A 23,541-nucleotide genomic window follows, 5' to 3' on the forward strand; every position below is an offset into this window, starting at 1 on the left:
GAGTCACCCGCGACGTCCTCAAGCCCGCGTCGAGGGCTGTGATAGGAAATGAGCGGCATTTACTTGATTTTCAAGGAAATCAAACATGAACGTCGTGACGAGAAGGGCCGGGGTCCTCCTGTCGATTGGAGGCCTCTGGGCGTGTGGTCCCACGGTGGAGTGGGAGTCGGAGTCCTCCGCCGAGACGGAGGCGCTGGCGCAGACGCAGGAGGCCCTCACGTGCGCGTCGCTCGGGGAGGGCGTGGAGCTCAATGGCTGTCCCGAGCTGTGCGCGCTGGTGAACCCGCTCCCACGGCCCCAACCCCGGGCGAGCCTGTCGCGCAACATCCTCACCACGTCGTTGGACGTGAAGCTCGACACGCTGAGCGCCACGGCCGCCATCCAGGTGGCGCCGTCCCTGGCGACGGGCCTGTCACTGAAGGTGGGGAAGATTCACATCACCGGCGTGCGCAGCCGCTGCGGCGCGCTGAACTACACGGTGCAGGACGGGCAGCTCGACATCGGGATGCCGGTGTGGGCGAGCACCGTGCTCGTCGACTACACCTTCGAGGAGACGCCCGACTTCGACGGCTACCTGCCCACCGGCAGCACGTTCCTGTGGCCGTCCTTCTGCGCGAACCTCTTCCCCTGCCACCCCGCGCTGGCGGACGGCGTGAAGTTCTCGCTGAAGGTGAGCAACGTCCCGGCGGGAAAGAAGGTCGTCTACCCCTCGCGGATTCCGGCGGACGCCCCGGCGTACATGCTGGCGTGGGCCGTGGGCGACTACACCGAGCTGCCGCTGGGCCACACCACCGCGGGCACCCAGGTCTCCGTCTGGCATCTGCCGGGTGAAGCGGCGGTCGCCACGACGGGCACCCTCCACCTGAAGGACGCGGTGGACTTCTTCGAGCGGCAGTACGGCCCGTACACCTTCGGCGGCAAGGTCGGCTCGGTGTCCGCCAACTGGGGCCCGGGCGCGTACGGCGGCATGGAGCACCACCCGTACTGGCACGTGGCGTCGGACGCCATGGACGACAAGCTGGTGCACCAGCACGAGGCCGCCCACGGCTGGTATGGCAACGGCGTCCGCATCCGGTGCTGGGAGGACTTCGTCCTCTCCGAGGGCACCGCCGAGTACCTCACCGCCCGCTCCGTGCGCGCCACCGAGGGCGCGGAGGCCGAGGCCGCCGTCTGGACGCAGTGGACGCGGGAGCTGGAGCGCGCCGTCTCGCGCGGTGACACCTACGCGCTGCCGGACTCCACCTGCAACACCATCGACATCCTCACGCACCCGCTCTGGTCCAACATCCCGTACAAGAAGGGCGCGTTCTTCTACAAGGCGCTGGAGAAGCAGATCGGCACCGCGGCCATCGACCGCGTGCTGTCGCGCTTCTACCGCCGGCACGTCGGTGGCACCGCCCGCATGCAGCAGTTCCTGGACCTCGTGAAGGCGGAGACGGGGCAGGACCCGACGCCGCTCGCGAACGCCTGGCTGCGCGGACTGGGCATCCCCGAGCTGCCCTGACCCCGAAGCGGCGACAGGGGACGGACTCCGCGACGGAGGCCGCCCCCTCCTCTGTCAGCACCTCCCCGGCGCGGAGCGAGGCCGGGGAGTCCGTTCCCCCGAAGTCCCCGGAGCCTCCCCATGCGTCACCCGCGCCTCGCCCTGCTGCTCTGCGCCGCCTCCACCGCGCTGCTGTTCACCCCCCGGTCCGCGGAGGCCCGCCCGCCCGGCCGCAAGTGGGAGAGCCTGGGCGTCATCGGCAACCCGGGCGAGTGCTATGAAATCTGGGTGCGCAAGCACTGGCTCTGGGGCTGGCAGCTCGTCCACGAGCGCGTCCCCTGCCCTGGCTCGGTCGTCATCCGGTCCCCGCTGGGCGTCCTCATGAGTGACGCGCCGGCGTTCGTCGCGATGTCCGCGAACGGCCGCTTCGCCCTGTCCGTGTTCGACCCGACGACGACCGTCCCCATCGTCCTCGAGTCGAGCAGCAGCTACGTCGGACCGGTGCTCTCGTACGGCTCGAACACCGCGGCGCTGGTGAACCTCACGCCGGACGGCGAGCAGACGTCCTCGACGCGCCTCGGGCCGGCGGCCTACGCGCCCCAGGTCCTCGTGCGCGCCTCCCAGAACCTGCCCGCGGTGTTCAACGGCCCCAACCAGGCGGCGCTCGTCACGCTGAGCACGGACTGGAGCCTCGTCCTGGAGGTGCACGCGCGCGTCACCGTCGCGCCCGGCGACTCCTGAACCGCGGGAGCCCTGACGGGCGGCGCCACCTGCTCGCGGCGCCGCCCCTCACGACCTCATCCGCACGACGGCGAGAGCTGGTAGACGCGCACGCCCAGGCTCTCGCCCACGTTGACCTGGCACTGGTTCCCCGGGCACGACACGGGGACGAGCGACGGGGTGGACGACGTCGTCATGCCCACCCACTCCGAGACGTTGAAGCCACAGCCGTTGCGCGCCAGCGGCATGTTCAGCGTGGGCAGGGGCCCCACGGTGTGCAGCATCAGCGTGTTGTCGGAGGCCTCGACGACCGCGTCCACGCAGCTTCCCCCCGGCGTGCAGGAGAAGACGTGGACCCCGGCGTCCCGGGCCACGTCCCGCAGCATCGACGTCGGCAGGCCGGGCGCCGCGGCGTACGCGACCTTGTAGCTCCCGAAGCCATCCGCGACGCGCTTGACGGCGAAGGCCACGTCCGTGCTGCCCGCGTAGCGCGAGAGCATGCGCGAGTCGAGGCAGTTCACCGACGCGGCGTTGGCGCACAGGCCACCGCCGGAGGCGCCCACGTCGACGCGGTACTGGAGCGGGAAGCTCCCCAGGGCGAGGGCGAGGCCGGCGCCATCCGCGGGATACGCGGCCCCATCGACATAGGACGCGGCCGCGAAGTTCGCTCCGGCGGCGCGCCGGGACACCGGCATCCCGAGCGTGGCCGTGAGGTTCGCGTCCGCCGCGTTGCCGTTCCCGTCAATCACGCCCGGCGCGTAGACGTAGAGCAGCGTGCGCCCGCCGCCCGCGAGCTTCTGCTGGATGCGCTGCCTGTCCGCGTCCGAGAGCTTGTAGGCATCCAGGAAGATGGCCAGCCGGAGGTTCGACGTGTCCATCGTCGCGAGGTCGGAGAAGAGGTGGTGCCGGACCGGCGCTCCGACGCGGGAGAGCGACTCCACCTGCGACTGCAGGCTGGCCAGCGCGAACGGGTACGCCAGGTCTCCCCCGAGCCCGTCGAGGGGCTGGTGCGCGACGGACGGTTCGTCCACGAAGACGGCGATCTGCGGGGAGTACGCGCTCCCGGCGCTCGCCACGGACGAGGCCACCGTGCTGGTGTTCTTGAGGGTCGACCAGAGCGACGCGGACTCCACGGGTTGGCTCGGGAGCCCGAACCAGCCCTGCGCGCTCAGGTCGAAGTAATAGAGCCCCGTGCCGTGGATGGCCGCCGTGATTCCGTCCCGGACCATGAGGCGGTTGGTCTCGTCGATGGTGGTGGCGTGCCGCCAGCTCCCGGGAGGCGCGAAGTGGGTCCGGCTGTCGTCCTCGAACTCGAAGAGCTTGTTGCTCATGACGATGGCGTGGGTGGAGAGCTGCGGAGCGAAGCCGAAGCCCAGGCGGCGCGAGTATTCGTACGAGAAGGGCGAGGCGATGATGTCGATGTTCGGGTCACGCAGGAGCTGGCCCAGGCCGTGATGCATGGCGAACGAACGACGCACATGGAGGCCATAGGAGTAGCCGTAGAAGACCTTGCTCAGCGCCTTGCCCCCGGTCGCGGACTTCACCTTCGCCGCCAGCCGGGAGATGGCGGCGACCAGCGTGTTCACCTCCGTGAGGGACGCCTGGACGGCGGCGGCCTTGGCGCTCCCCGCCAGGAAGATGCCGAAGTTCTCCGACATCCTGTTCGTGAGCGAGGCCGCGGGGCTGCCCGAGTCGTCCGGGTAGAAGAAGTTCGAGGTGTGGAGCGAGCTCCAGGGGAGGTCGGAGGTCAGGTCATCCCGACCGCTGACATGGAGCGGCGAATAGAAGAACTCTCCCGCGATGAGGTAGGTGAAGTTCAGGCCAATCACCCGGCCCCGGGTCTCCGGCTCCGCCTCCAGCAGGTCGGCGACCGTCTGGATTTCGACCTCCCGCGAGCTGAGCCACGCCTCGTCGAGACGCCTGTACGGCTTCTGCACCTTGGGCTCCGCCGACTGCGCGCAGAACGCGTTGGCGTCGTAGCGCACGCCCTGGTCGTTGTAGAGCGCCATGTACTTCGCGGACAGGTAGTTCTCCCCGGACGCGCAGGGCCCGAACGCCTCCGCGAGGTCGAAGAGGTCGAACCGGATGAGGAGATACGGGTCGAAGCCGGGATAGGCCTGTCGGACCTTCTTCAACCGGGTGGCCAGGCGCGCCACGGCGCCCGCGCCTCGATAACCGAGCGTGGTCTCCACGATGGGCCGCGCGCCGAACGCCTGTGAACGGGCCAGCTCGCCCAGGCCGAAGTCGATGACCGCGTCCTCGGCCACGCAGTTGCTCACGCAGGACTGCAGGTTGACCATGTAGTGCAACGGGCTGAGCGCCTGGCCGTTGACGGCGATGCGCTTGCCGCCGTCGACGGTGACGATGGAGGCCGAAGGTCCCGTCCAGCTCGTCGTCGACACGGTGTAGGTCGCGCTGACCGGCGCGCTGCTGGAGAACCCCGCGCGACAGGCAACCGCGCGGACGGTCGTCGTCGTGCTGACGGAGAACGGCGCCCCGTACGTGAGCGCCGGAGCGCCGCACCCCGGCGTCGTGGTGTCCAGGGTGTAGTAGAGCGTCGCGCCGGGGGTCGTCGTCGAGAGCGTGACGCTGACCGCGCTGGAGTAGGTCCCGCCGGGCGGCGAGAACTGGGGCGTGGCCGCGGCGAATGCATACGAGGCCGCGCTGACGGGGCTCGTCGTCATCCCGCTCTTGCAGGCGATGGCCTGCACGTTCGTCGCCGAGGAGAGCGCGACGGGGCTGGTGTAGAGCGTGCTTCCGCCGCAGGACGGCGCCGAGCCATTGAGCGTGTAGTAGATGCTCGCCCCGCTGGTGCCCGAGGTCAGCGTCACCTGGATGGGGCTCGAATGCGTCCCTCCATTCGGAGACAGCCCAGGCGCCTGCACCGTCGTGACCACGGGGACCGAGGGAACCCCGGGCACCTGGTCCGAGATGTCCGTGCCGGACGACATGCCATACACATACAAGGGCTGCCCCGGGTACTGGGCGAGGACCGTGTCGGACAGGCGGAGGCTGAAGCGGTGGAGCCCGAGCGAGGTATTGCAGGCGCTCCCGACGGCCGGCTCACTGGTGGCGTTCGCGAGCCCGGCGGCGACGTTCGCCCCGGACGGCCAGGGCGCCCCCGCGTAGACGTTCAGCGCCAGGGACTGGTTGATTCCATACGCGCACGTCCAACCCTCCAGGCGGTAGCCATCGCTCCGGAGGTACACCCCCTCGACGTTGCCCTTCACCTGCCCGTTGTACGGCGCCGAGGGGAGCGCGATGTTCCCGGAGCCCGGGACGAGGTTGTTGATGCCGTAGGCATCCAGGTGCGCGTACGCGTAGAGGGCCTTCCCCGCGTGCTGCTTCATCAGGTACTGCGGGAGCTGGAACCGGAAGCGGTGTCTGTTCAACGTGCTGGCGCAGGCCGTGGAGACGCCTGGCTCCGACACGACATCCGCCCGGACGCCGCCCAGCATCGTCCCGGTGGGCCACGGCGCCCCGACGTAGATGTCCACGTCGACGGACTCCGAAAACCCATACGCACAGGCCCAGCCTTCGGCGACGTAGGTCGTGCTCCTCCAGTACACACCTTCGAGATTGCCGCGCACGTCATTCGCCGCCAGGCCCTCCAGCGCGAACAAGACGAGTGCGACAGCGATGAGACGCTGACTCGAGCGACACATGGACCCTCCAGGAATGTGCCGACTTACTTACTATTCAGATATTGACGCAAGATGGGTCGCTCGCGAGACACGCCCCCGGGTCGTCACGACTGGCGCCGGGTAGGGCCTGACATCCAGCCACACCCCTCCATTTTACTAGACAGTCTTCCTCCACTATAATGGACACCATGGACGTCAACGCCCGCATCGCCCAGCGCGTGCGCGCCCTGCGTGACGACCGGGGGTTCTCGCTCGAGGCCCTGGCCGAGCGCAGCGGCGTGAGTCGCTCGAACATCTCGCTCATCGAGCGGGGGCAGAGCAGCCCGACCGCCGTCGTCCTGGACAAGCTGTCCGCCGCGCTGGGCGTCACCCTGGCCTCGCTCTTCGAAGAGGCGCCCACGAAGACGGCCGCGCCCTCGCCCCTGGCGCGCGCCGCGGACCAGCCCGTCTGGAAGGACCCGTCGTCGGGCTACCTCCGCCGCAACCTCTCCCCGCCCGCGCAATCCCCGCTCCAGCTCGTCGAGGTGAGCTTCCCCGCGAGACAGCGCGTGGCCTACGAGAGCGCCTCGCGCAACAAGGAGATCCACCAGCAGGTGTGGATGCTGGAGGGCGTGATGGAGCTGACCGTCGGCGACGCGCACTGGCGCCTCGAGGCCGGGGACTGCCTGACGATGCGGCTGGACCGCCCCATCGTCTTCCGCAACCCCACCCGCCGGTTGGCGCGCTACCTGGTCGCCCTGGTGACGCTGCCTCCCACCTTCCCTCGGAGGCAGGGATGAGCGACGACCTCCACGTGCGACGGCTCGGCGCCGGGGACGCCTCCACTCGCGTGGAGGCCCTGGCGGACCTGCTCATGGATTGCGTCGAGGGCGGCGCCTCCGTGAGCTTCATGTGGCCCCTGTCCCGCGACAAGGCCGTGGCCTTCTGGCGCGGCGTCGCCGAGGGCGTCTCGCGCGGCGAGCGCGTCCTGCTCGTGGCCGAGGACTCCGGGGGACAGCTCGTCGGCACCGTCCAGCTCATCCTCGCCCTCCCGGAGAACCAGCCCCACCGCGCCGACGTCGCGAAGATGCTCGTCCACCGCCAGGCCCGCCGACGCGGCATCGCGGCGCGCCTGATGGCCTCCCTCGACGACGAGGCCCGCCGCGAGGGCAGGAGCGTCCTCGTCCTCGACACCGTGACGGGAGGCGACGCGGAGCGGCTCTACGCCCGCTCGGGCTGGCAGCGCGTGGGCGAGGTCCCCCGCTATGCCCTGATGCCCGACGGCACCTCCTGCGGGACGACCTTCTTCTACAAACACCTTTGAGTCCCCAGGGCCCGCTGCCCGCAACTCCAAGATTCCCGGCAAACGAGGCCCACCTTGCTCCGGAATCACGGGAACCGGCAGGCACCCAGGTGCCAGCGTTGAGCAAGCTTTGCTAAGGGAGGGCCCATGTCGACCGCACTCCAGACCCGCTCCGCGAGCTCGCTCGCCCACGGCCGCTTCGGCCAGACGCGCTACACGATCCGCCGCAAGTTCTTCAAGCTGTTCGGCGGCGCGTTCCACATCTACGACGAGGCGGGCAACCTCGCGTTCTATTCGAAGATGAAGGCCTTCAAGCTGAAGGAGGACCTGCGCGTCTACAGCGATGAGGAGATGCGCGAGGAGCTCATCACCATCAAGGCGCGCGGCATCATCGACTTCGGCATGACGTACGACGTGACGGACGGCGCCACCGGGGAGCGCGTGGGCGCGCTGCGCCGCAAGGGCCTGCGCTCCATCCTCCGCGACCAGTGGCTGGTGCTGGATACGAACGACCAGGAGGTGGGGAAGATCGAAGAGGACAGCATGGCGCTCGCGCTCGTGCGCCGCTTCCTGACCAACCTCATCCCGCAGTCCTTCACGGGGACGCTGGGCGAGACGCAGGTGCTCACCTTCACCCAGCGCTTCAACCCGTTCATCCAGAAGATCGACCTCGACTTCTCCATCGACGACCGCCGCCTGCTCGACCGCCGGCTCGGCATCGCTGCGGCGGTGCTCCTGTGCGCCATCGAGGGTCGTCAGCAGTAGCGGGACACGGGCCCTCCTCGCGCCAGGGCTAGCGCCTCGGCGGGATGACGTGGCTGCCGTGGCCGAAGAGGACCTCGAGCACGAGGTTCAGCTCCCACAGCGGCCAGCCCTCCTCGGGATGATCCTCGAGGAGGGCGTCCTCGAGCTGGGCGGCGAGGGGCCTTTCGTCCTCGTCCCCCGCGACGGGCAGGCCCCAGGTCGCCCCCAGGGCCGAATTGACGATGGCGGGGCCGATGTACTGGGTGAGGTCCCGCGCGCCGCGGGGAATCTCGCGCTCGCCGCCCGCCACCTGGTCCGGGTTGTGGAGGACGGCCAGGCCCCGCAGGGGATTGCCCTGCTCCATCGGATGCAGGCCCCGCCAGTCGTCCAGCAACGGCTTCACGGCCGTGGCGACGACCTGCGCGTTGGCCTTCCGCCACGCCCCCTGCGCGTTGGAGCGGCCCACCAGGTCCTTCACCACGTCCTCTTCGACGGAATGGCCCTCCGCGTCCACCTTGCCGGTCTCCTGGCGGAGGGAGAGCAGCTCCCGCAGCCGCGCCAGGATGGCCTCCGCGTCCGGGACCTGCTCCGGGTCGAACGGCCGGCCGCGACGGATGCCGTGGAGCGTGGTCGACCGCTCCGTGAGACGCGACAAGGCATCCGTGCTGGAGAGCTGCGAGAACAATCCCTTGCTGACCACGCCGAGCCGCTGCCGCTTGTTGCGGACGTTGCCCTTCCGGGACAGCGACTCCACCTGGTCCGCGTTGCGCAGGTACAGCTCGTCGACGAGGGCCCCCAGATAGCCGGCGCTGCGGTTCGAGGTGATGCGCTCGCGGCGGTCGGGGACCCGTACGTTGAAGAGGTCGCGGTTCATGAACCAGCGGTCCAGGCGCATCCGGTTCAGGTGCTCCTGCTGGATGCGCACCTGCCGGAGCACCTCCTGCTCGTACCGCTCGCGGTTGAATTGCCCGGTGAAGTCGTAGCCCGGCGACTGTCCCCTCGGGTTCTTCTTGAGGGCCTTGGCCTTCTCCGCCGCCGACGGATGGAAGACGAGGAAGGGGAGCGACAGGGGCGACATGGGGTGCGTTCGCGTCGCCTGCCGCAAGGAGGTCACCCCGAGCTTCCGCGCCAGGTCCTCCAACTGCCCGACGACGGGCGCGAGCGCTCCTCCATACGGCGCCTGGGAGCCCTGGGGCACCCCGGTCTGGATGTCACGGACGGAGCTCAGCACCTCGTGGACCCGACGGGCCCCCGCGTGCCCCTTCCCCTGGTTCAACGGCCCCTGGAGCAGCGCCTCGAGCATCGAGTCCAGGGGGATGAGGCGGTGGGTGTAGATGCGCTGGTCCTGGACGAAGAGCTCGCGCACGTCCTCGAGGTCGGCGTCCACCTCCACGCCCTCCTCCCTCGGCTCCAACCGAGACAGCCGGTTGGTCACGTTCCGGCGGATGTCCCGAAGCGTGGACGACCCCAGATGCCCGGCCGCCATCAGCCGCTCCAGCCAGATGGACAGGCGCTCCCGGACCTCTCCGTCCTCGACATAGGCGGTCATCCGCCGCTGGGGGCCCACGCCGATGCCCAGCGTCGACATGTCGAAGGCGTCACTCTCCAGGGGGACCGTGTGCTCCAGGAGGGAGGAGGCCGGGCCTGCGCGAGTCACCCGACGCCCCGGGTCCACTCGGGGCGCCTCCGCCCCGCTACTGCGTGCAGTAGCGGATGGCCTCCAGGAAGTGCCCTTCCTCCGAGGACGTCATGTAGAAGAGGCCCACGTTGTGGGGCCCGAGCTTCTCCATCAGCACCCACTGCGCGAACACATGCAGCGGCAGGGAGCCGGACTGCCAGGTCCGCTCCGTGGGCTCGAGTCCGAGCTCCTGGGTCCACAGCCGGCCCCAGTAATGCACCGTCCCGCCCTCGTCGGGCTCGGTGACCTTGGCCAGCCACCCCAGCCTCAACGCGCCGTCATCCGCGAGCGCGGAGAACCAGGGCACCTGCCCCGACGGCAGCTCCGCCCAGGTCTGGGGCTCACCGCCTTCGAACAGGCCTCGCATCACCTGAATCCTGCTCGGCCCCCCGGACGTCGCCCGGGAGCGGAGCACGAGCGCGACCGACTCCAGCGGCGTCCCCGCGACCTCCCCCAGCTCCACCAGCCTGGGCAGGGGCTCCTCGGAAGTGGTGAAGGAGCGCTCCTCCCCCACCGGGTCCAGGTCGGCGTCGAAGCGGCGCAGCCGCACCCTGTTGCCCGCGAGCCCCGGCAGCTCGTCACTGATGGCGACGAGCAGCTCTCCGTTGCGCAGCCACAGGAGGCTCGACGGCCTGGGAGTGATGTCCATGGCGCTCGTGAAGAGGACCTTCGGCGCGACGAGCACCTCGCCCCGCGCGTCCGTCACGGTCCCCATCACCTCGTGTCCCGGCGCCCCCCCGGTGCCCGTGCGCCAGGCCACCGCCAGCCGGTTCCCCTCCGTGTCCACCGCCACGCGCGAGGCGCTCTCGTCGGAGGCCCGCTCCAGGAGCGGGTACTCCACGATTCCACCACCGGGCAGGGGATGGGGGCCGCCCTCCGCGTCGAGCGGCACGAGGTAGCCCCGCAGCGGCGGAACCCCGGGCGTCGCCACGGTGGCGTAGTACAGCGCGGGCCCGTCCACCGTGCGAACGAGCCGCGAAGTACGGACCAGCCCCCCCGCTGACTCCGTCCGCGTCCAGGGCATGGGCACGCTCGACGAGCCTCGCAAGGTCAGGAGCGAATCCAGGCGGAGGACGCGCGCCTCGTCCGGGGAGTCAATCACAGACACCAGGACCGCATCGTCCGTCCGGAGGCTGGAGACGAACCCGTCGGGGATGGGCTCGGCCAGCTCGGCGATGCGGCTCCAACCCGACGGGTCCGTCACCCCGTCACAGTCGTTGTCGAGCCCGTCGCAGCGGGTCTCCACGGCTTCGTAGTCCTGGCCATACGAGCGCGCGGTGCAGACCGGCTCGTAGACCCCGTCCACGAGCGCCCGCTTCGCCCCCGCGCACACGCCCAGGGACTTCTCACAGGGCGGCCCCTGGGTCCCCCCGTCCTCCTCGCTCCCGGCGTCCGTCCCACCATCCTCCACGCTCCCCGCGTCCGTGCCCGCATCCGGGAGGACGCCGCCGTCCTCGACCGTTCCCGAGTCCCGCGTGGCCCCCCCGTCCTCGACGACCTCCGTCCCCGAGTCCGGCGTCGCCCCCTCCTTCTTCGGGTCCGAGGAGCCACACGCCACGACCCACACCCAGACGACGAGCCCGGCCCCCCACCGCACATGTCTTGCATTCATGCGGCACACGTTCGCATGAGACGCCGACGCGAAGACAACCTCCGTCATCGCCATTCGGTGACACGAACAACTTCCTGTCTCACTGTGACATCCGGACCACGTCTCACGAAAAATGGAGGCTCAGCGCATCTCGTGCTGTGTGATTCCAGACAACGCCCGGGGACTCAGGCTCCGCCGCGCAGCCACTGCTCGAGCTGCTCTCGCTTCTTGCCCCGGAGGCCCGTCCGCACGCTCAGCTCGTGCATGGGCCACTGCGTCCCGATGCGCTCGGCCGCGAGGGCAATCCAGGCGGGGAAGCGCGCCGGAGGGCACGCGCCCATCCCCAGGTCGTCCTTGCGGAGCCCTCCACTGTCGAAGTGCGTCCTGCGCACCCCCTGGACGCCGTCCTCCGAGGTGGACGCGGAGAAGCGAAACCAGATGGGCGCGCGGCTGTCGACCATGATGTGGCAGTGATGGAAGTAGTGCACCGACTGGTCCGCGTGCCGCTGCCCTTCCGCCAGGGAGGCGCTGAACCAGAAGACCTCCAGGTCGCCGAACCCCAGCTCCCGCGCGAGGTCGAGCGCGGGTGAACGGGCGCGACGCGATTGGAGCAGCGCCGCCGTCCGCGTGAACAGGTCGTCCATCGCCGGCGTCGAGCGCGCGTGGGTCCGCAGGTCTTCCAGGCGGTCCAGCTCCCACCCCTCGGTCCGCACCGCGCGTTCGACGAAGGGGATGAGCGCATCGAGCGAGGCCTCCGAGGCATCGGCCGTCAGCACCGCCAGCATGTCCAGGGGCACCTGCTCACACGCCACGACGGTGGTCTGGATGGCCTGGAGGAGGACGGGGTCGCCCGCCACGCCCTGGAGCTTCGCCTTGCGCTGCTTCGAGCCCCAGCCGTAGGTCGTGTCCAGGTCGAGCGAGCCCTGGAGCGCGGCCTTCCATGCGGCGCGGAGGTCCTCGTCCGGGGCCTCGGCGTCGACGGCCTCCCGCAGGAAGAAGAGCCGGGGCCGGCGGTCTCCCGAGAGCTTCTCCAGGATGACCCGGATGACCGGCACGGGGAGCTGCTGGCAGTTGCGCGCGAAGGACCAGAGGGAGGCTCGCGGGTCCCGGGCGAGATGGAGCGCGGCGCTGGCCGCCAGCTCGGGGTCCACCTCCTCCGGAAGCGCCTTGAGCGTCTTGATGAACGTGGACCAGTCCCGGTCCGGCTGCCGGAGCACGGCCTCGATGTCTTCCAGCGAGCGGCGACGACCCATGTTCCCTGTCTACCAGAACGGGGGAGTCCTCAGCTCAGGCCCCCGCCTCCCACCCACCGCGCGAGCCGGTCCCAGCCCCCGTCTCGGACACTCGTCGTCAACTCCATCCCGCCGAACTCCCAGCTCGTGCCGAACCGCTCCACGGCCCGGGCCAACCAGTCCGGCAACTCGAGCGGGTCGAGGAGCCCCGACCCGAGCGAGTCCGCGCAGAAGTCCTCTCTCCTGGGCGTTGCATCGAAACGACACAAGAAGTGCCGCCAGTCGTCATACGTCAGGTAGCACTGGAACCAGTCCGCGGCGCGGCTGTCGACGGCGACATGACATCGCAGACGACAGGACCCGCTCTCGCGAGTCATCGTCTCGCGGCTCTGGACGCGGAGCTCGAACCAGAAGACCTTGCGTTCTCCGAAGCCCAGCTCGCGAGCGAAGGCGAGCGCGGGTGAGCGGGCGCGCCGGGCCCGGAGCAGGACGTTCGCGCGAGCGAACAGGTCGTCCAGGGTGGGCGAGGCACGGGAGAGCACGCGCAGCGCGACCAGGGAATCGAGCGCATCGCACTGGGTCTCCATGGCACACTCGAAGTGAGGGATGAGCGCATCGAGCGAGGCGTCCGAGGCATCGACCGTCAACACCGCGAGCATGCCGCTGGGGACGTCCTCGCACGCGACGGTCGTCGTCTGGATGGCCTGGAGGAGGACCGGGCGACTCGCGACGCCCAGGAGCTTCTCCTTCACCGCTTTCGTGACCCTGCCCTTGAACGCCTCCACGACCATCAGTCCCTGGAGCGCCATCCGCCATGCGGCGCGGAGGTCCGCTTCCGAGGCCGCGGGGTCGACGACCTCTCGCAGGAAGACGGCGCGGGCGGAGCGCTCCCCCTCGAGCAGCCCGATCACCCGCTGGATGGTGGGCGCGGGCAACTGCTGACAGCCCCTCCCCACGGTCGAGCAGTCACCCCAGGTCGCTCGCAGGAGGGACACCACGAGCTTCGCGGCCCGGTCCGCGTCGACGTCCGCGGCGAGCGACCGGAGGCCCTGGATGACCGCGTCGCGGTCACGCGACAGGCCCAGGACCACCGCCTCGAGCAGCTCCAATTCCTGGCTGCGAGCCATGCTGCGGAGTCGCTCCTCTGTGGCGGACGCTCCGCCCGCCGTCCACGCGGGGGCGACGGGACGGACCTCACGTACCGCCTCGGTAGACCTCAGTAGAAGAGAAGGGAGCGCACGGGAGAAGTCGCAAAGAGCGGGTAGCCACTGCCCAACTGTCCCTCGGAGTTGAACCCCCAGGCCCACACGGTGCCGTCCGAACGCAGCGCCAGGGAGAACGAGTCCCCCGCCGCCACCGCCTTCGCGATGAAGGGGCCCGTCCATCCGGGAGCCGGCACGAAGACAGGAGACAGGGAGAAGTCCTCCAGCGAGGCGAGCGACCCCAGCTCCCCCGCTGAATTCGTGCCCCAGGCGAACAGGCGCCCGTCCGGGCGGCTCGCCAGGGTGTGGTAGACGCCGGGCGCCACCGCGCCTCCGTCGACCCAACCCAATACCCCCGTGGGGGTGCGTCGGGGCTGCAGCGTCCCATCCCCCAGTTGGCCCTGGTCGTTGTATCCCCACATCCAGAGCGAGCCCAACCCGCCCACCGCGGCCGAGACATCACTCCTCGCGCCGATGGACGTCACGCCGGCAATGCTCGGGACGACGGCCGGGAGCGGACGCGGCGTCCACGTGCCGTCCCCGAGCTGCCCGTACTCGTTGTCCCCCCAGGCCCACACCCTGCCGTCCACGCGCAGCGCCAGGGAGTGCGCGCGGCCCGCCGCCAGCGCCACCACGCCGTTCAGCCCCACGACCTGCACCGGCGTGAGGCGCGTCGTCGTAGTGCCGTCCCCCACGGCACCTCGGGCGTTGAAGCCCCAGGCCCACACCGTCCCATCCGAGCGGAGCGCGAGCACGTGCGCATCCCCCGCCGCCACCGCCACCACGCCGTTCAGCCCGGCCACCTGGCCGGGAAGGCTGCGCCCCTGACGCGTCGAGTCCCCCAACTGCCCCTGGCTGTTCGAGCCCCACGTCCACACCGTCCCGTCCGAGCGCACCGCCACCGAGAACGCACCGCCCGCGGCGAGGGCCCGCACGCCCGACACGTTCCACACGCCCGCGGGATGGCCCCGGTTGAGGACCGTCCCGTCCCCCAACTGCCCCTGGGCATTGCTCCCCCAGGACCAGAGGCTCCCATCCGCGCGCACTGCCAGCGCGTGCGCGTGACCCACCGCCACCTGCGTCACGTTCCACAGGTCCCGGACCTCCGCCAGCTCCGGGCGCAGATGTCCCGTCCCGTCCCCCCGGACGCCGTAGGTCCCGTTCCCCCAGGCATACAAGGGCCCCTCCGCCAGCAACGCGAACGAGTGCCCGCCTCCCGCCACGACGGACGCGACGCCCGACAGCGACGGGCCCGTCGAGGGCACGTTGCGCGCGACCCGCGTGCCGTCCCCCAACTGGCCTTGGGAGTTGTCGCCCCAGACCCGGACCGTGCCGTCCGCGCACACGGCCAGGGAGTGACCGCCGCCGGCCGAGACGGACACGACGGGGGCGATACCGGACAGCCGCAGGGGCGTGGCGCTGTGAGGCATCATCCAGGAGCCGACCCCCAGCATGCCCTGGGTATTGGAGCCCCACGCCATGACGCCGCCGTCTCCCAGCAACGCCAGCGAGTGGTACCGGCCCGCGGAGATGGACACCACGCCGAGCAAGGCGTTCACCACCACGGGCGTCGACCGGTCGAGCTGGGTGCCGTCCCCGAGCTGACCGTCGTTGTTCCAGCCCCACGACCACACCGAGCCGTCCCGGCGCAGCAGCACGGAGTGGTTCCCGCCCGCGGACACCACCGCGCCCTGGCCGATGCCGGCGACCAGTCCGGGCGAGGAGCGCGACTGGGTGGAGCCGTTGCCCAGCTTGCCGAAGCTGTTGTTGCCCCACGACCACACCGTGCCGTCCGCGCGAACCGCCAGCACGTGGGCTTCACCGGCGGACACGGACACCACGCCGCTCAGGCCCGGGACCTGTCCCGGTTGCGACCGGGACGTCGTGTTCCCCGTCCCGAGCTGCCCGGAGTCGTTGAGCCCCCACGACCACACCGTGCCGTCCGCGCGCAAGGCGAGGGAGAAGCGCGAGCCCGCCGCCACCGACACCACGTCCGTGAGCCCCAGCGCCCGGACGGGCGTGACGCGTTGGACCTGCGTGCCGTCCCCCAGCTCTCCTCGAAGGTTCGCGCCCGAAGCCCAGACCGTGCCATCCGGCCGGATGGCCAGGGTATGGGTCCCGCTCGCGGCCACGCGCTGGTGGGCCGACGCGAGCGAAGGCGCGTCCGGCGCACGCGCGGGCAGGGCCTCCACGGACGAGGCCCCACACACCAGGCCCACGAGAAGCCACAACGCCATGCACCCGACCCCAGGCGCATTCCCTCTCATCATGTTTCGCATGTCTGAACTCCCAGCCCCCGAGAAACGACACACGGCGACCTGGAGTCATGCGTCCGGTCACCGTGCGGACACCGTAACGGACGTCATCCAGACATTCTCGGAATCAACCTCGCGCGTCAGTCGTTGAGCGCGTCCGGTTCAACACAGACAGGTCGTGCCACGAGGCGGCCCCCGCGGAGGCGGGCGCGGCCGTCATCCCAGCCGCGAGGGGACCTCGCCCCAGGGCTCGTAGACGCCGATGGGGACATCGGAGTCCCCGATGTTCAGCACGGTGCTGGGCGGCACCCCCAGCTGGCGGAGCTGCTGCTTCAGGAAGCGGACAGCCTCCGGCACGCGCTCCTTCGCCACCTCCACGTCGACGATGGACACGCCCCCGCCCGTGCCTCCGCCCGTCACCGCGCCCAGGCCCGACGCGGCCAGCGCGTCCTTCAACGGCACCGCCACCGCGTCGCGACCGCCCAACCCCGACCGGGCCAGGTCCTGCGAGTTGAACATCACCTCGATCATCTGGGAGTCCATGGCGGCCGCGGGCGTCGAAGGGCCCCCTGAAACAAGGCGGCCTCCCGCGAGATGGTAGTCGCATCCACGCACGCAGGCACCCCTCCCCACCCCGCACGACCTCGTACTGTCATCCACTCTGGCCCGCAGTACATGAGTTTCCGTGAAGTCCGCGTTGGTTCGATTCACACCCTGGATGAAGGTCCCTGGACTCGTGGTCCGCCGTGGCGGGGGCCGGCGCGGAGTCCGCGCGCGAGCGCACGCGCACGATGTTCGCCACCGGCAACGACACGGACCACCGCGCCGCCTTCCGCGCGGAGGACCCCACGTCCCTCGACATGGTGGGGCTCGCGCTGAGAGGTGAGCGCAAGGCTGGAGACAAGGCCGTGAAGCGGTTGTCCCTGCACGAGTAGGGGCGACGGCCGCGCGTCAGCGGCCATTCCAGCGCGCGTCCCCGGCCTCGGCGGTGACCAGGATGCGGATGGCGGTGATGGCGGACCCGACGTCCACCGGGTCGCCCGTGAGGGCGTCGCGGTAGAGGAAGAAGTTGCCGACGCGGACGATGGCGTGGGCCAGCGCGTCCAGGGTCAGCGCGGGGCGGATGTGGCGCTCGCGCACGCCCTCCTCCAGCGCCGCGACGATGCTGGCCGCGCAGCGCGCCTCCACGCGGCTGCTCTTCGACATGAGCACGCGCATGGCGTATTCGGAGTCCTGCTGGATGAAGCGGCGCAGGGGCGCGTCCTCGACGATGAGGCGGATGAGCCGCTGGGTGACGTCCGCCACGTAGACGGGCCCCTCGCCCTTCGCCTGTCCCCGGGCGGTGGCGAGCGCGGCGTCGAAGCGCGAGGAGAGCACCTCGCCGTAGAGCAGCTCGCGCGTGCCCGCCCAGCGGAACACCGTGGCGCGGCTGACGCCCAGCGCCGTGGCCATCCGGCCGATGTCGAAGCGCTCCCCCGCCTCCCACCACGCGAGCGCCAGTTGGAACAGGTCCCTCGGCGTGGCGCGCGAGGGCTCCTCCATCCTTCGCGCCAGGGGCGTCTGGCGGGCCTCCCGCGCGGAGGCTGCGGACCGGGCGCGGGGCTTCGCGCTCCGGGAGGCATGGCGGGAGGGCTTCGTTTTCGCCCGGGGCGACCTCATGCCGCGGCACCCAGCATCTTGCGCCGCCGCCGCCGCGCGCCCGCCACCAGCAGCCGCTGGTAGAGCGTGGGCAGGATTCGCTGCATCAGGTCGATGAAGACCGCGTCCCCGCCGATGAGCTGACGGCGGCGGTTCTTGCGGATGGCGGCGTAGATGTCGGCGGCGGCGCGCTCGGGCGTGGTGACGAAGGACTTCTCGAAGTCCTTCGTCGAGCGCTCGTCCGTCCACCCCGGACGCGGCGTCACCCGCGCGCTGCGCGCGATGTTCGTCTTGATGCCGCCCGGATGGACACACGTGACGCCGATGGTGCCCGGGTCCACCTCCAGCTCCTGGCGCAGCGCCTCCGTGAAGCCCTTCACCGCGAACTTCGCCGCGTTGTAGGCGCCCTGCGTGGGCACGCCGATGAGGCCGAAGACGCTGGAGACGTTGACGATGTGGCCCTCGTCCACCGCCTTCAGGTGCGGCAGGAAGGCCTTGGTGCCGTACACCACGCCCCAGAAGTTGATGTTCATCAGCCACTCGAAGTCCTCGTACCGGGTGTCCTCGATGGTGGCGCCCAGGGCCACGCCCGCGTTGTTGATGACGAGGTGGACGGCGCCGAACTCGCGCGCCACCGCGTCCGCCCAGGCATGCACCTGCTCGCGCTTCGCCACGTCCACCGTGTCCGCCCGCACGCGCACGCCCAGCTCCCGACAGCGCGCCTCCGTCTCCGCCAGGCCCTGGGTGTTCACGTCCGACAGCGCGACGTCACAGCCCTCGCGCGACAGCAGGACGGCGATGGCGCGGCCGATACCCGAGCCCGCTCCGGTGATTGCCGCGACCCTTCCCTTCACCGACTTCATCCGTTGACTCCCTTTCGCGCCCCGCCCGACGGCAGCTCGTCGAGCATCCGGCGCAGCAACGTGGCGACCTCCACCATGGCAGCCCGGCAGGCCCCACTCAGTCCCGTCATGTTGGCGAACGCGTGCACCAGGCCGTCGAAGCGACGGTGCGTCACCGGCGTCCCGGCCGCGCCCAGCCGGACGGCGTAGTCCTCCGCCTCGTCCCGCAGCGGGTCGAACCCGGCGGTGACGACGAGCGCCGGCGGCTGCCCGGCGAAGGAGTCGAACCGGAACGGCGAGACGCGGGGGTCCCCGTTGCGCTCGACGCCGCGCATGTACTGCGCCTGATACCAGTCGATGTCCGCGCGGGTGAGGAAGAAGCCCTCCGCGAAGTGCCTCAGCGACGCCCGCTCCACCGTGCGGTCCAGCGCGGGATAGAGCAGGAGCTGGAGCGCGGGGCGCGGCGTGTCCTCGCGCGCGGCGAGCTGGGAGATGACCGCGGCCAGGTTGCCCCCCGCGCTGTCGCCGCCCACCGCCACCCGGGACGGGTCCGCGCCCAGCGAGGCCGCGTGCGCCACCGCCCAGTGGAACGCGGCGCGCGTGTCCTCCAGCGCCGCGGGGAAGGGATGCTCGGGGGCCAGCCGGTACTCGATGGAGAGCACGTGGACGTCCGCGTGGCGGCACAGGAGCCGGCACGCCGGGTCGTGTGTGTCCAGGTCCCCCAGCACGAAGCCTCCGCCGTGGAGGAAGACCAGCAGCGGCCGGGGCGTCGCGCCCGGGGTCGGCGCGTAGTGCCGCGCGCGGAGGGGGCCCTGCTCCGTCTCCAGCACGAGCGCGCGCACCGCGCCCACCGGCACCGCGTCCCCCGCGTGCACGAGCGCCTCCCGGCGGAGGTCGCGGCGCGCCCGCTCGGGGCCGCCCGCGGACTTCGGGCCGCGCCCCCGCCGCTCGCGCAGCGAGAGCAGGAGCTGCACCTCCGGGTGCAGGCTCAGCCCGTCGTGCTGGACCGGAGGCCGCCCGGACAGGAGGACCTGGAGCGCGGGGGGCAGACCGAAGAGCAGCCGCGCGGCGCGATGCTCCAGCCGCTCCAGCATCGACAGCGGGGACTCAGCCATGGACCACCCGGGTCACCCGCGCGAGCGCGGTGGCGGGGCCGCGCGTCCGCCGGGCGATGGCGTGGTACTCCGACGGCTCGAAGCGGGCCACCCGGTGCTTGAAGGCGAAGGTCAGGCCGGGCCACAGCGTGGAGTTGCGCCCCGTGGCGTCCATGTACCAGCTGACGCAGCCCCCCTGGCTCCACACCGTGCCGCGCATGCGCTCGTCGAGGTCCCGCACGTAGGCATCCTGGGCCTCCTGCGTGGGCTCCACCGCGGCCAGGTTGCGCCCGTCCAGGAAGCGCAGCGCGTGGAGCACGTGCGACAACTGGCTCTCCACCATCAGGATGACGGAGGTGTGTCCCAGGCCGGTGTTGGGCCCCAGCAGCATGAAGAAGTTGGGGAAGCCCGCCACCGTCGTGCCCAGGTGCGCCTTCATGCTGCCCGCCCAGTGCTCGGACAGCGTGCGCCCGTCCCGGCCCCGGATGTGGTGGGCGAAGGGCGCGTCGGTGATGTGGAAGCCCGTGCCGAAGATGAGCGTGTCCACGGGGTGCTCCACGCCCTGCTCGGTGACGAGGGAGTGCTCGCGCACCTCGCGCACGCCGTCGGTGACGAGCCGGACGTTGTCCCGGGTGAGCGAGCGCAGGTAGTCGTCGGAGATGAGCACGCGCTTGCAGCCCATGGTGTAGCGAGGCCGCAGCTTCGCGCGCAGCGCCGGGTCCTCCACCGACCGCTCGAGGTGGCGCAGCGCGCGCCGCTGCGCCAGCCGGATGAGCCACGGGTGCAGGAACGCCAGCCCCGAGGCCTCGTACGTCGAATAGAGGAACGCGCGCACGAGCCACCGCGCGCCGGGCACGTGGGTGTAGAGCCACTTCGCCCAGCGGGTGATGGGGTGGTCCTTGCGCGGCATCACCCACGGCGGCGTGCGCTGGAAGAGCACCAGCTGGCCCACCTGGGGCTGGATGGCCGGGACGAACTGGATGGCGGACGCGCCCGTGCCCACCACCGCCACCTTGCGGCCCTCCAGCGGGTACGCGTGGTCCCACCGCGCCGAGTGCATCACCTTGCCCTGGAAGCGCTCCAGCCCGGGCAGCGCCGGCAGCAACGGGGCGCCGAAGGCCCCCGCGGCGAAGATGAAGACGTTCGCGGTGAAGGCGCCCTCGGACGTCTGGAGGCGCCACACCTGCGCGTCGTCGTCCCACCGCGCCTCCTCCACCGTGTGGTGGAACCGCAGGAAGGGCCGCAGGCCGAAGCGCTCCACGCAGTCGCGCAGGTAGGCGTGGATCTCCCCCTGGGGCGAGTAGGCCCGGGACCAGCGGGGGTTGGGGACGAAGGAGAACGAGTACAGGTGCGAGGGCACGTCGCACGCGCAGCCGGGATAGGAGTTGTCCCGCCACACGCCGCCCACCTCGCCGGCGCGTTCGAGGATGACGAAGTCCTCCTGCCCCTCCTGCCGGAGCCGGATGGCCATCCCCAGGCCGCTGAAGCCGGCGCCGACGATGACGACGTGGAAGTGGCCTGACTGTCGAGGGGACAAGGGGGGCCTCCAGACCGGACTGACTCGCGCGCGCCCGCCGCCGCCACCCGCACGACACCCACCTAGCATGGCGCGCCATGCGTCACTTCGCAAATTCGACGCATGCGCGCCATGGGAGCGCCCGGTGTCGCGGCCCGCACGGGGCGCGCCGGGGCGGCTACTGGCCCAGGTGCTCGAGGAGCGTCTTCAGGCCGATGCCGATGAGCACCAGGCCGCCCAGCACCTCGAGGCTGGTGCCGAAGCGCTCGCCCAGGCGTCTGCCCGCCCAGGCGCCGGCCACGGAGAGCACGGCGGTCGTCACGCCGATGACGCCCGTGGACACGAGGATGTCCAGCTCCAGCGCGGGCAGCGTCGCGCCCACCGCGAGCGCGTCGATGCTGGTGGCCACGCCCAGCGTGAGCAGTTTGGGGAGGGGGATGCCGGTGGCGGGGCGCGGGGCCGCTTCGTCGTGGGAGAAGGCCTCCCAGAGCATGTGCCCGCCCACCGCGGCCAGGAGGCCGAAGGCGATCCAATGGTCGATGGAGGCGAAGCGCGCGAGGATGGCCTTGCCCCCGAGCGCGCCGGCCAGCGACATGCCGAACTGGAACAGGCCGAAGGTGAGCGCCAGCTTGAAGACGTCCGCGGGGCGGGCGCCCCGGATGGCCATGCTGCCCGAGACGGCGGTGGCGTCCATGGCCACCCCGAGCGCGATGAGGAGCAGCGTCATGGGCGCCTCCGGTTCCGCGCGTCACCGCGCGGGGGCCGCTATTCCTTCTCGATGTCGCGGTCCCACAACTGCACGCGGGTGTTCGCGTCCGTCAGCCGCCGGGTGAGCTCCGCGGCGATGGCCACCGAGCGGTGCTTGCCGCCGGTGCAGCCCAGGGCCACGGTGAGGTACGCCTTGCCCTCCTTCTGGTAGCGCGGGAAGAGGAAGCGGCACAGGTCCACGACCTTCTCCAGGAACTGCTGCGTCTCCTCGCGGTCCAGCACGTAGGCGGCGACCTTGGGCACCTTGCCCGTCAGCCCCTTCAGCTCCGGGACGAAGTACGGGTTGGGGAGGAAGCGCACGTCGAGCACCAGGTCGGCCTGGGGCGGCACGCCGTAGCGGTAGCCGAAGGACATGACCGACAGGCTGGGGCCGGCGGCGGGCTCCGGGCTGAAGCGCGCCTGCACCATGCGCTTGAGGTCGTGGACGTTGAGCACCGACGAGTCGATGACCTGGTCCGCGATCTCACGCAGGTCCCGGAGCTCCTCGCGCTCGGCCTTGATGCCCTCGGCCACGGTGCCGTTGGGGGCCAGCGGGTGGCGGCGGCGCGTCTCGCTGAAGCGGCGGATGAGGCTGTCGTCGCTGGAGTCGAGGAAGAGCACCTCCACGTGGTGCCCGGCGCGGCGCAGCTCGTCGAGGATGCGGGGGGCCTCCTTGAGGAAGACGCCCTCGCGCACGTCCATCACCAGCGCCATGCGCTCGATGTGCCCGCCCCCGGCCAGCTCGGTGAGCTTGGGGAGCAGCAGCACGGGCAGGTTGTCGATGCAGAAGAAGCCCGCATCCTCCAGCGCCCGGATGGCGGTGGACTTGCCGGAGCCGGACATGCCGGTGATGACGACCATTTGTTTCGCGGACGCGGTCACTCGACTTCTTCTCCAAGGGTGCGGCGCATCGCCCCTTCGGCGATGGCCCGGTTGAGCCGCTCGGCGAACTCCCGCGCCGAGTGATGGCCCTGTTGCTTCAGGAGTTGGTTGCGGGCGGCCACTTCGATGATGGTCGCCATGTTACGACCGGGGCGCACGGGTACCACCGACAGCGGGATGTCCACACCCACAATCTGCAGGTGTTTGTCTTCCACGCCCAACCGGTCGTACTCCTGATGCGGATCCCACTCCTGGAGTTCGATGACCAGTTCGATCTTCTTCTGCTCGCGGACGGCCGCGACGCCGAACAGGTCCTTGATGTTGATGATGCCCAGGCCGCGGATCTCCATGTGGTGCTTGATGACCGGGTTGCCCGCACCGTAGACGGCGCCCTTGCGGCGGATGACGTCGACGATGTCGTCGGCCACCAGACGGTGGGCGCGCATCACCAGGTCCAGGGCAATCTCACTCTTGCCGATGCCGCTCTTGCCCAGCAGCAGGATGCCCACGCCGAAGACGTCCATGAGCACGCCGTGCAGGCTGCTGGACTCGGTGAGGGCCTCGTCGAGGAAGGACTGGACCCGGGTGATGAACTCGCTGGAGAGCAGCGGCGTCTTCATCAGGGCCAGGCCCCCCGCCTCGCAGGACTCCACGAGGATGGGGGGAATCTCCAGCTCCTTGGTCACCACCACACACGCCAGGTCCTCCTGCTGGAAGAGGTTGGCCAGGGCCTCGCGCTGGCGCGGCTCCGGCAGCGTGGCCAGGTAGGAGATTTCCGTGTTGCCGAAGACCTGGACCCGGCGCGGGTGCAGGTGTTCGGTGAACCCCGCCAGGGCCAGGCCCGGCTTCTGGATGCGCGACGAGTCCACCGTGCGCGACAGTCCACTGCCTCCCGCCACGAGGGTGAGCCGCAGGTCGTAGTCGTGGTCCTCGAGCAGCTGGGAGATGCGGATGGATTTCATCGTCAGCGCCTGGATATCACCGGCGCGAC

At 70.8% G+C, this 23,541-nt stretch carries 20 protein-coding genes; 6 read left to right on the forward strand and 14 right to left on the reverse strand.

Features of this window, described 5'->3' with window-relative positions:
• The first annotated feature begins 85 nt into the window (after positions 1 to 85).
• Positions 86 to 1,504 (forward strand): M1 family metallopeptidase, encoded by a 1,419-nt coding sequence (locus tag LZ198_RS16885; RefSeq protein WP_253973008.1) that lies wholly within the window; start codon positions 86 to 88, stop codon positions 1,502 to 1,504.
• Between the two features lie 120 nt (positions 1,505 to 1,624).
• A complete protein-coding gene (locus LZ198_RS16890) occupies positions 1,625 to 2,224 on the forward strand; it encodes a hypothetical protein (protein WP_253973009.1) in 600 nt (199 codons plus the stop codon).
• Between the two features lie 56 nt (positions 2,225 to 2,280).
• Here the strand turns inward: LZ198_RS16890 and LZ198_RS16895 are convergent, their stop codons facing one another.
• Entirely contained in the window at positions 2,281 to 5,868 is a 3,588-nt protein-coding gene (locus LZ198_RS16895; RefSeq protein ID WP_253973010.1) for a chitobiase/beta-hexosaminidase C-terminal domain-containing protein, read from the reverse strand.
• 167 nt (positions 5,869 to 6,035) lie between these two features.
• Here LZ198_RS16895 and LZ198_RS16900 point away from each other — a divergent pair, with 167 nt between their 5' ends.
• The 3 genes from LZ198_RS16900 to LZ198_RS16910 all read left to right on the forward strand — a co-directional run bounded on the left by LZ198_RS16900 (position 6,036) and on the right by LZ198_RS16910 (position 7,894).
• A complete protein-coding gene (locus LZ198_RS16900) occupies positions 6,036 to 6,626 on the forward strand; it encodes a helix-turn-helix domain-containing protein (protein ID WP_253973011.1) in 591 nt (196 codons plus the stop codon).
• The gene (locus LZ198_RS16905) at positions 6,623 to 7,150 is read left to right on the forward strand and encodes a GNAT family N-acetyltransferase (protein ID WP_253973012.1); all 528 of its coding nucleotides are present in this window, start codon (positions 6,623 to 6,625) and stop codon (positions 7,148 to 7,150) included. Before LZ198_RS16900 ends, LZ198_RS16905 begins: the two co-directional genes overlap by 4 nt.
• A 126-nt stretch (positions 7,151 to 7,276) precedes the next feature.
• Positions 7,277 to 7,894, forward strand: a complete 618-nt coding sequence (locus LZ198_RS16910) for an LURP-one-related/scramblase family protein (RefSeq protein WP_253973013.1) — start codon at positions 7,277 to 7,279, stop codon at positions 7,892 to 7,894.
• Positions 7,895 to 7,922: 28 nt separating this feature from the next.
• On the opposite strand, the gene LZ198_RS16915 is transcribed toward LZ198_RS16910, so the two are convergent.
• From LZ198_RS16915 to LZ198_RS16940, 6 genes are all read right to left on the reverse strand, one after another.
• Positions 7,923 to 9,461, reverse strand: coding sequence for a polymorphic toxin type 15 domain-containing protein (locus LZ198_RS16915; protein WP_253973014.1), 1,539 nt, complete (start codon positions 9,459 to 9,461; stop codon positions 7,923 to 7,925).
• Between the two features lie 106 nt (positions 9,462 to 9,567).
• Entirely contained in the window at positions 9,568 to 11,163 is a 1,596-nt protein-coding gene (locus tag LZ198_RS16920) for a putative metal-binding motif-containing protein (RefSeq protein ID WP_253973015.1), read from the reverse strand.
• Positions 11,164 to 11,327: 164 nt separating this feature from the next.
• Positions 11,328 to 12,395, reverse strand: coding sequence for a hypothetical protein (locus tag LZ198_RS16925; RefSeq protein ID WP_253973016.1), 1,068 nt, complete (start codon positions 12,393 to 12,395; stop codon positions 11,328 to 11,330).
• Positions 12,396 to 12,424: 29 nt separating this feature from the next.
• Entirely contained in the window at positions 12,425 to 13,501 is a 1,077-nt protein-coding gene (locus LZ198_RS16930) for a hypothetical protein (RefSeq protein WP_253973017.1), read from the reverse strand.
• Positions 13,502 to 13,590: 89 nt separating this feature from the next.
• Positions 13,591 to 15,813 (reverse strand): RCC1 domain-containing protein, encoded by a 2,223-nt coding sequence (locus LZ198_RS16935; protein WP_253973018.1) that lies wholly within the window; start codon positions 15,811 to 15,813, stop codon positions 13,591 to 13,593.
• A gap of 234 nt (positions 15,814 to 16,047) precedes the next feature.
• Positions 16,048 to 16,374: a hypothetical protein gene (locus tag LZ198_RS16940; RefSeq protein ID WP_253973019.1), complete on the reverse strand. Its 327-nt coding sequence runs from the start codon at positions 16,372 to 16,374 to the stop codon at positions 16,048 to 16,050.
• A 203-nt stretch (positions 16,375 to 16,577) separates the two neighbouring features.
• On the opposite strand from LZ198_RS16940, the gene LZ198_RS16945 reads away from it, so the two are divergent.
• Complete coding sequence (locus LZ198_RS16945; protein WP_253973020.1) at positions 16,578 to 16,766, forward strand: DUF2000 family protein; 189 nt, start codon at positions 16,578 to 16,580, stop codon at positions 16,764 to 16,766.
• Positions 16,767 to 16,782: 16 nt separating this feature from the next.
• On the opposite strand, the gene LZ198_RS16950 is transcribed toward LZ198_RS16945, so the two are convergent.
• From LZ198_RS16950 to hprK, 7 genes are all read right to left on the reverse strand, one after another.
• A complete protein-coding gene (locus LZ198_RS16950) occupies positions 16,783 to 17,373 on the reverse strand; it encodes a QsdR family transcriptional regulator (RefSeq protein WP_253973021.1) in 591 nt (196 codons plus the stop codon).
• Between the two features lie 113 nt (positions 17,374 to 17,486).
• Complete coding sequence (locus LZ198_RS16955) at positions 17,487 to 18,332, reverse strand: SDR family NAD(P)-dependent oxidoreductase (protein WP_253973022.1); 846 nt, start codon at positions 18,330 to 18,332, stop codon at positions 17,487 to 17,489.
• On the reverse strand, positions 18,329 to 19,426 hold the full coding sequence (locus LZ198_RS16960; protein WP_253973023.1) for an alpha/beta hydrolase: 1,098 nt from the start codon (positions 19,424 to 19,426) through the stop codon (positions 18,329 to 18,331). The genes LZ198_RS16955 and LZ198_RS16960 overlap by 4 nt, the downstream gene beginning before the upstream one ends.
• A complete protein-coding gene (locus LZ198_RS16965; protein WP_253973024.1) occupies positions 19,419 to 20,942 on the reverse strand; it encodes a flavin-containing monooxygenase in 1,524 nt (507 codons plus the stop codon). The genes LZ198_RS16960 and LZ198_RS16965 overlap by 8 nt, the downstream gene beginning before the upstream one ends.
• Positions 20,943 to 21,099: 157 nt before the next feature.
• The gene (locus tag LZ198_RS16970) at positions 21,100 to 21,648 is read right to left on the reverse strand and encodes a manganese efflux pump MntP (protein WP_253973025.1); all 549 of its coding nucleotides are present in this window, start codon (positions 21,646 to 21,648) and stop codon (positions 21,100 to 21,102) included.
• Positions 21,649 to 21,686: 38 nt separating this feature from the next.
• On the reverse strand, positions 21,687 to 22,529 hold the full coding sequence (gene rapZ / locus LZ198_RS16975; RefSeq protein WP_253973171.1) for an RNase adapter RapZ: 843 nt from the start codon (positions 22,527 to 22,529) through the stop codon (positions 21,687 to 21,689).
• Between the two features lie 17 nt (positions 22,530 to 22,546).
• Entirely contained in the window at positions 22,547 to 23,512 is a 966-nt protein-coding gene (hprK, locus tag LZ198_RS16980) for an HPr(Ser) kinase/phosphatase (protein ID WP_253973026.1), read from the reverse strand.
• Between the last annotated feature and the right edge of the window lie 29 nt (positions 23,513 to 23,541).

It is taken from the genome of Myxococcus dinghuensis (genome assembly GCF_024198235.1).
Taxonomy (GTDB): Bacteria; Myxococcota; Myxococcia; order Myxococcales; family Myxococcaceae; genus Myxococcus; species Myxococcus dinghuensis.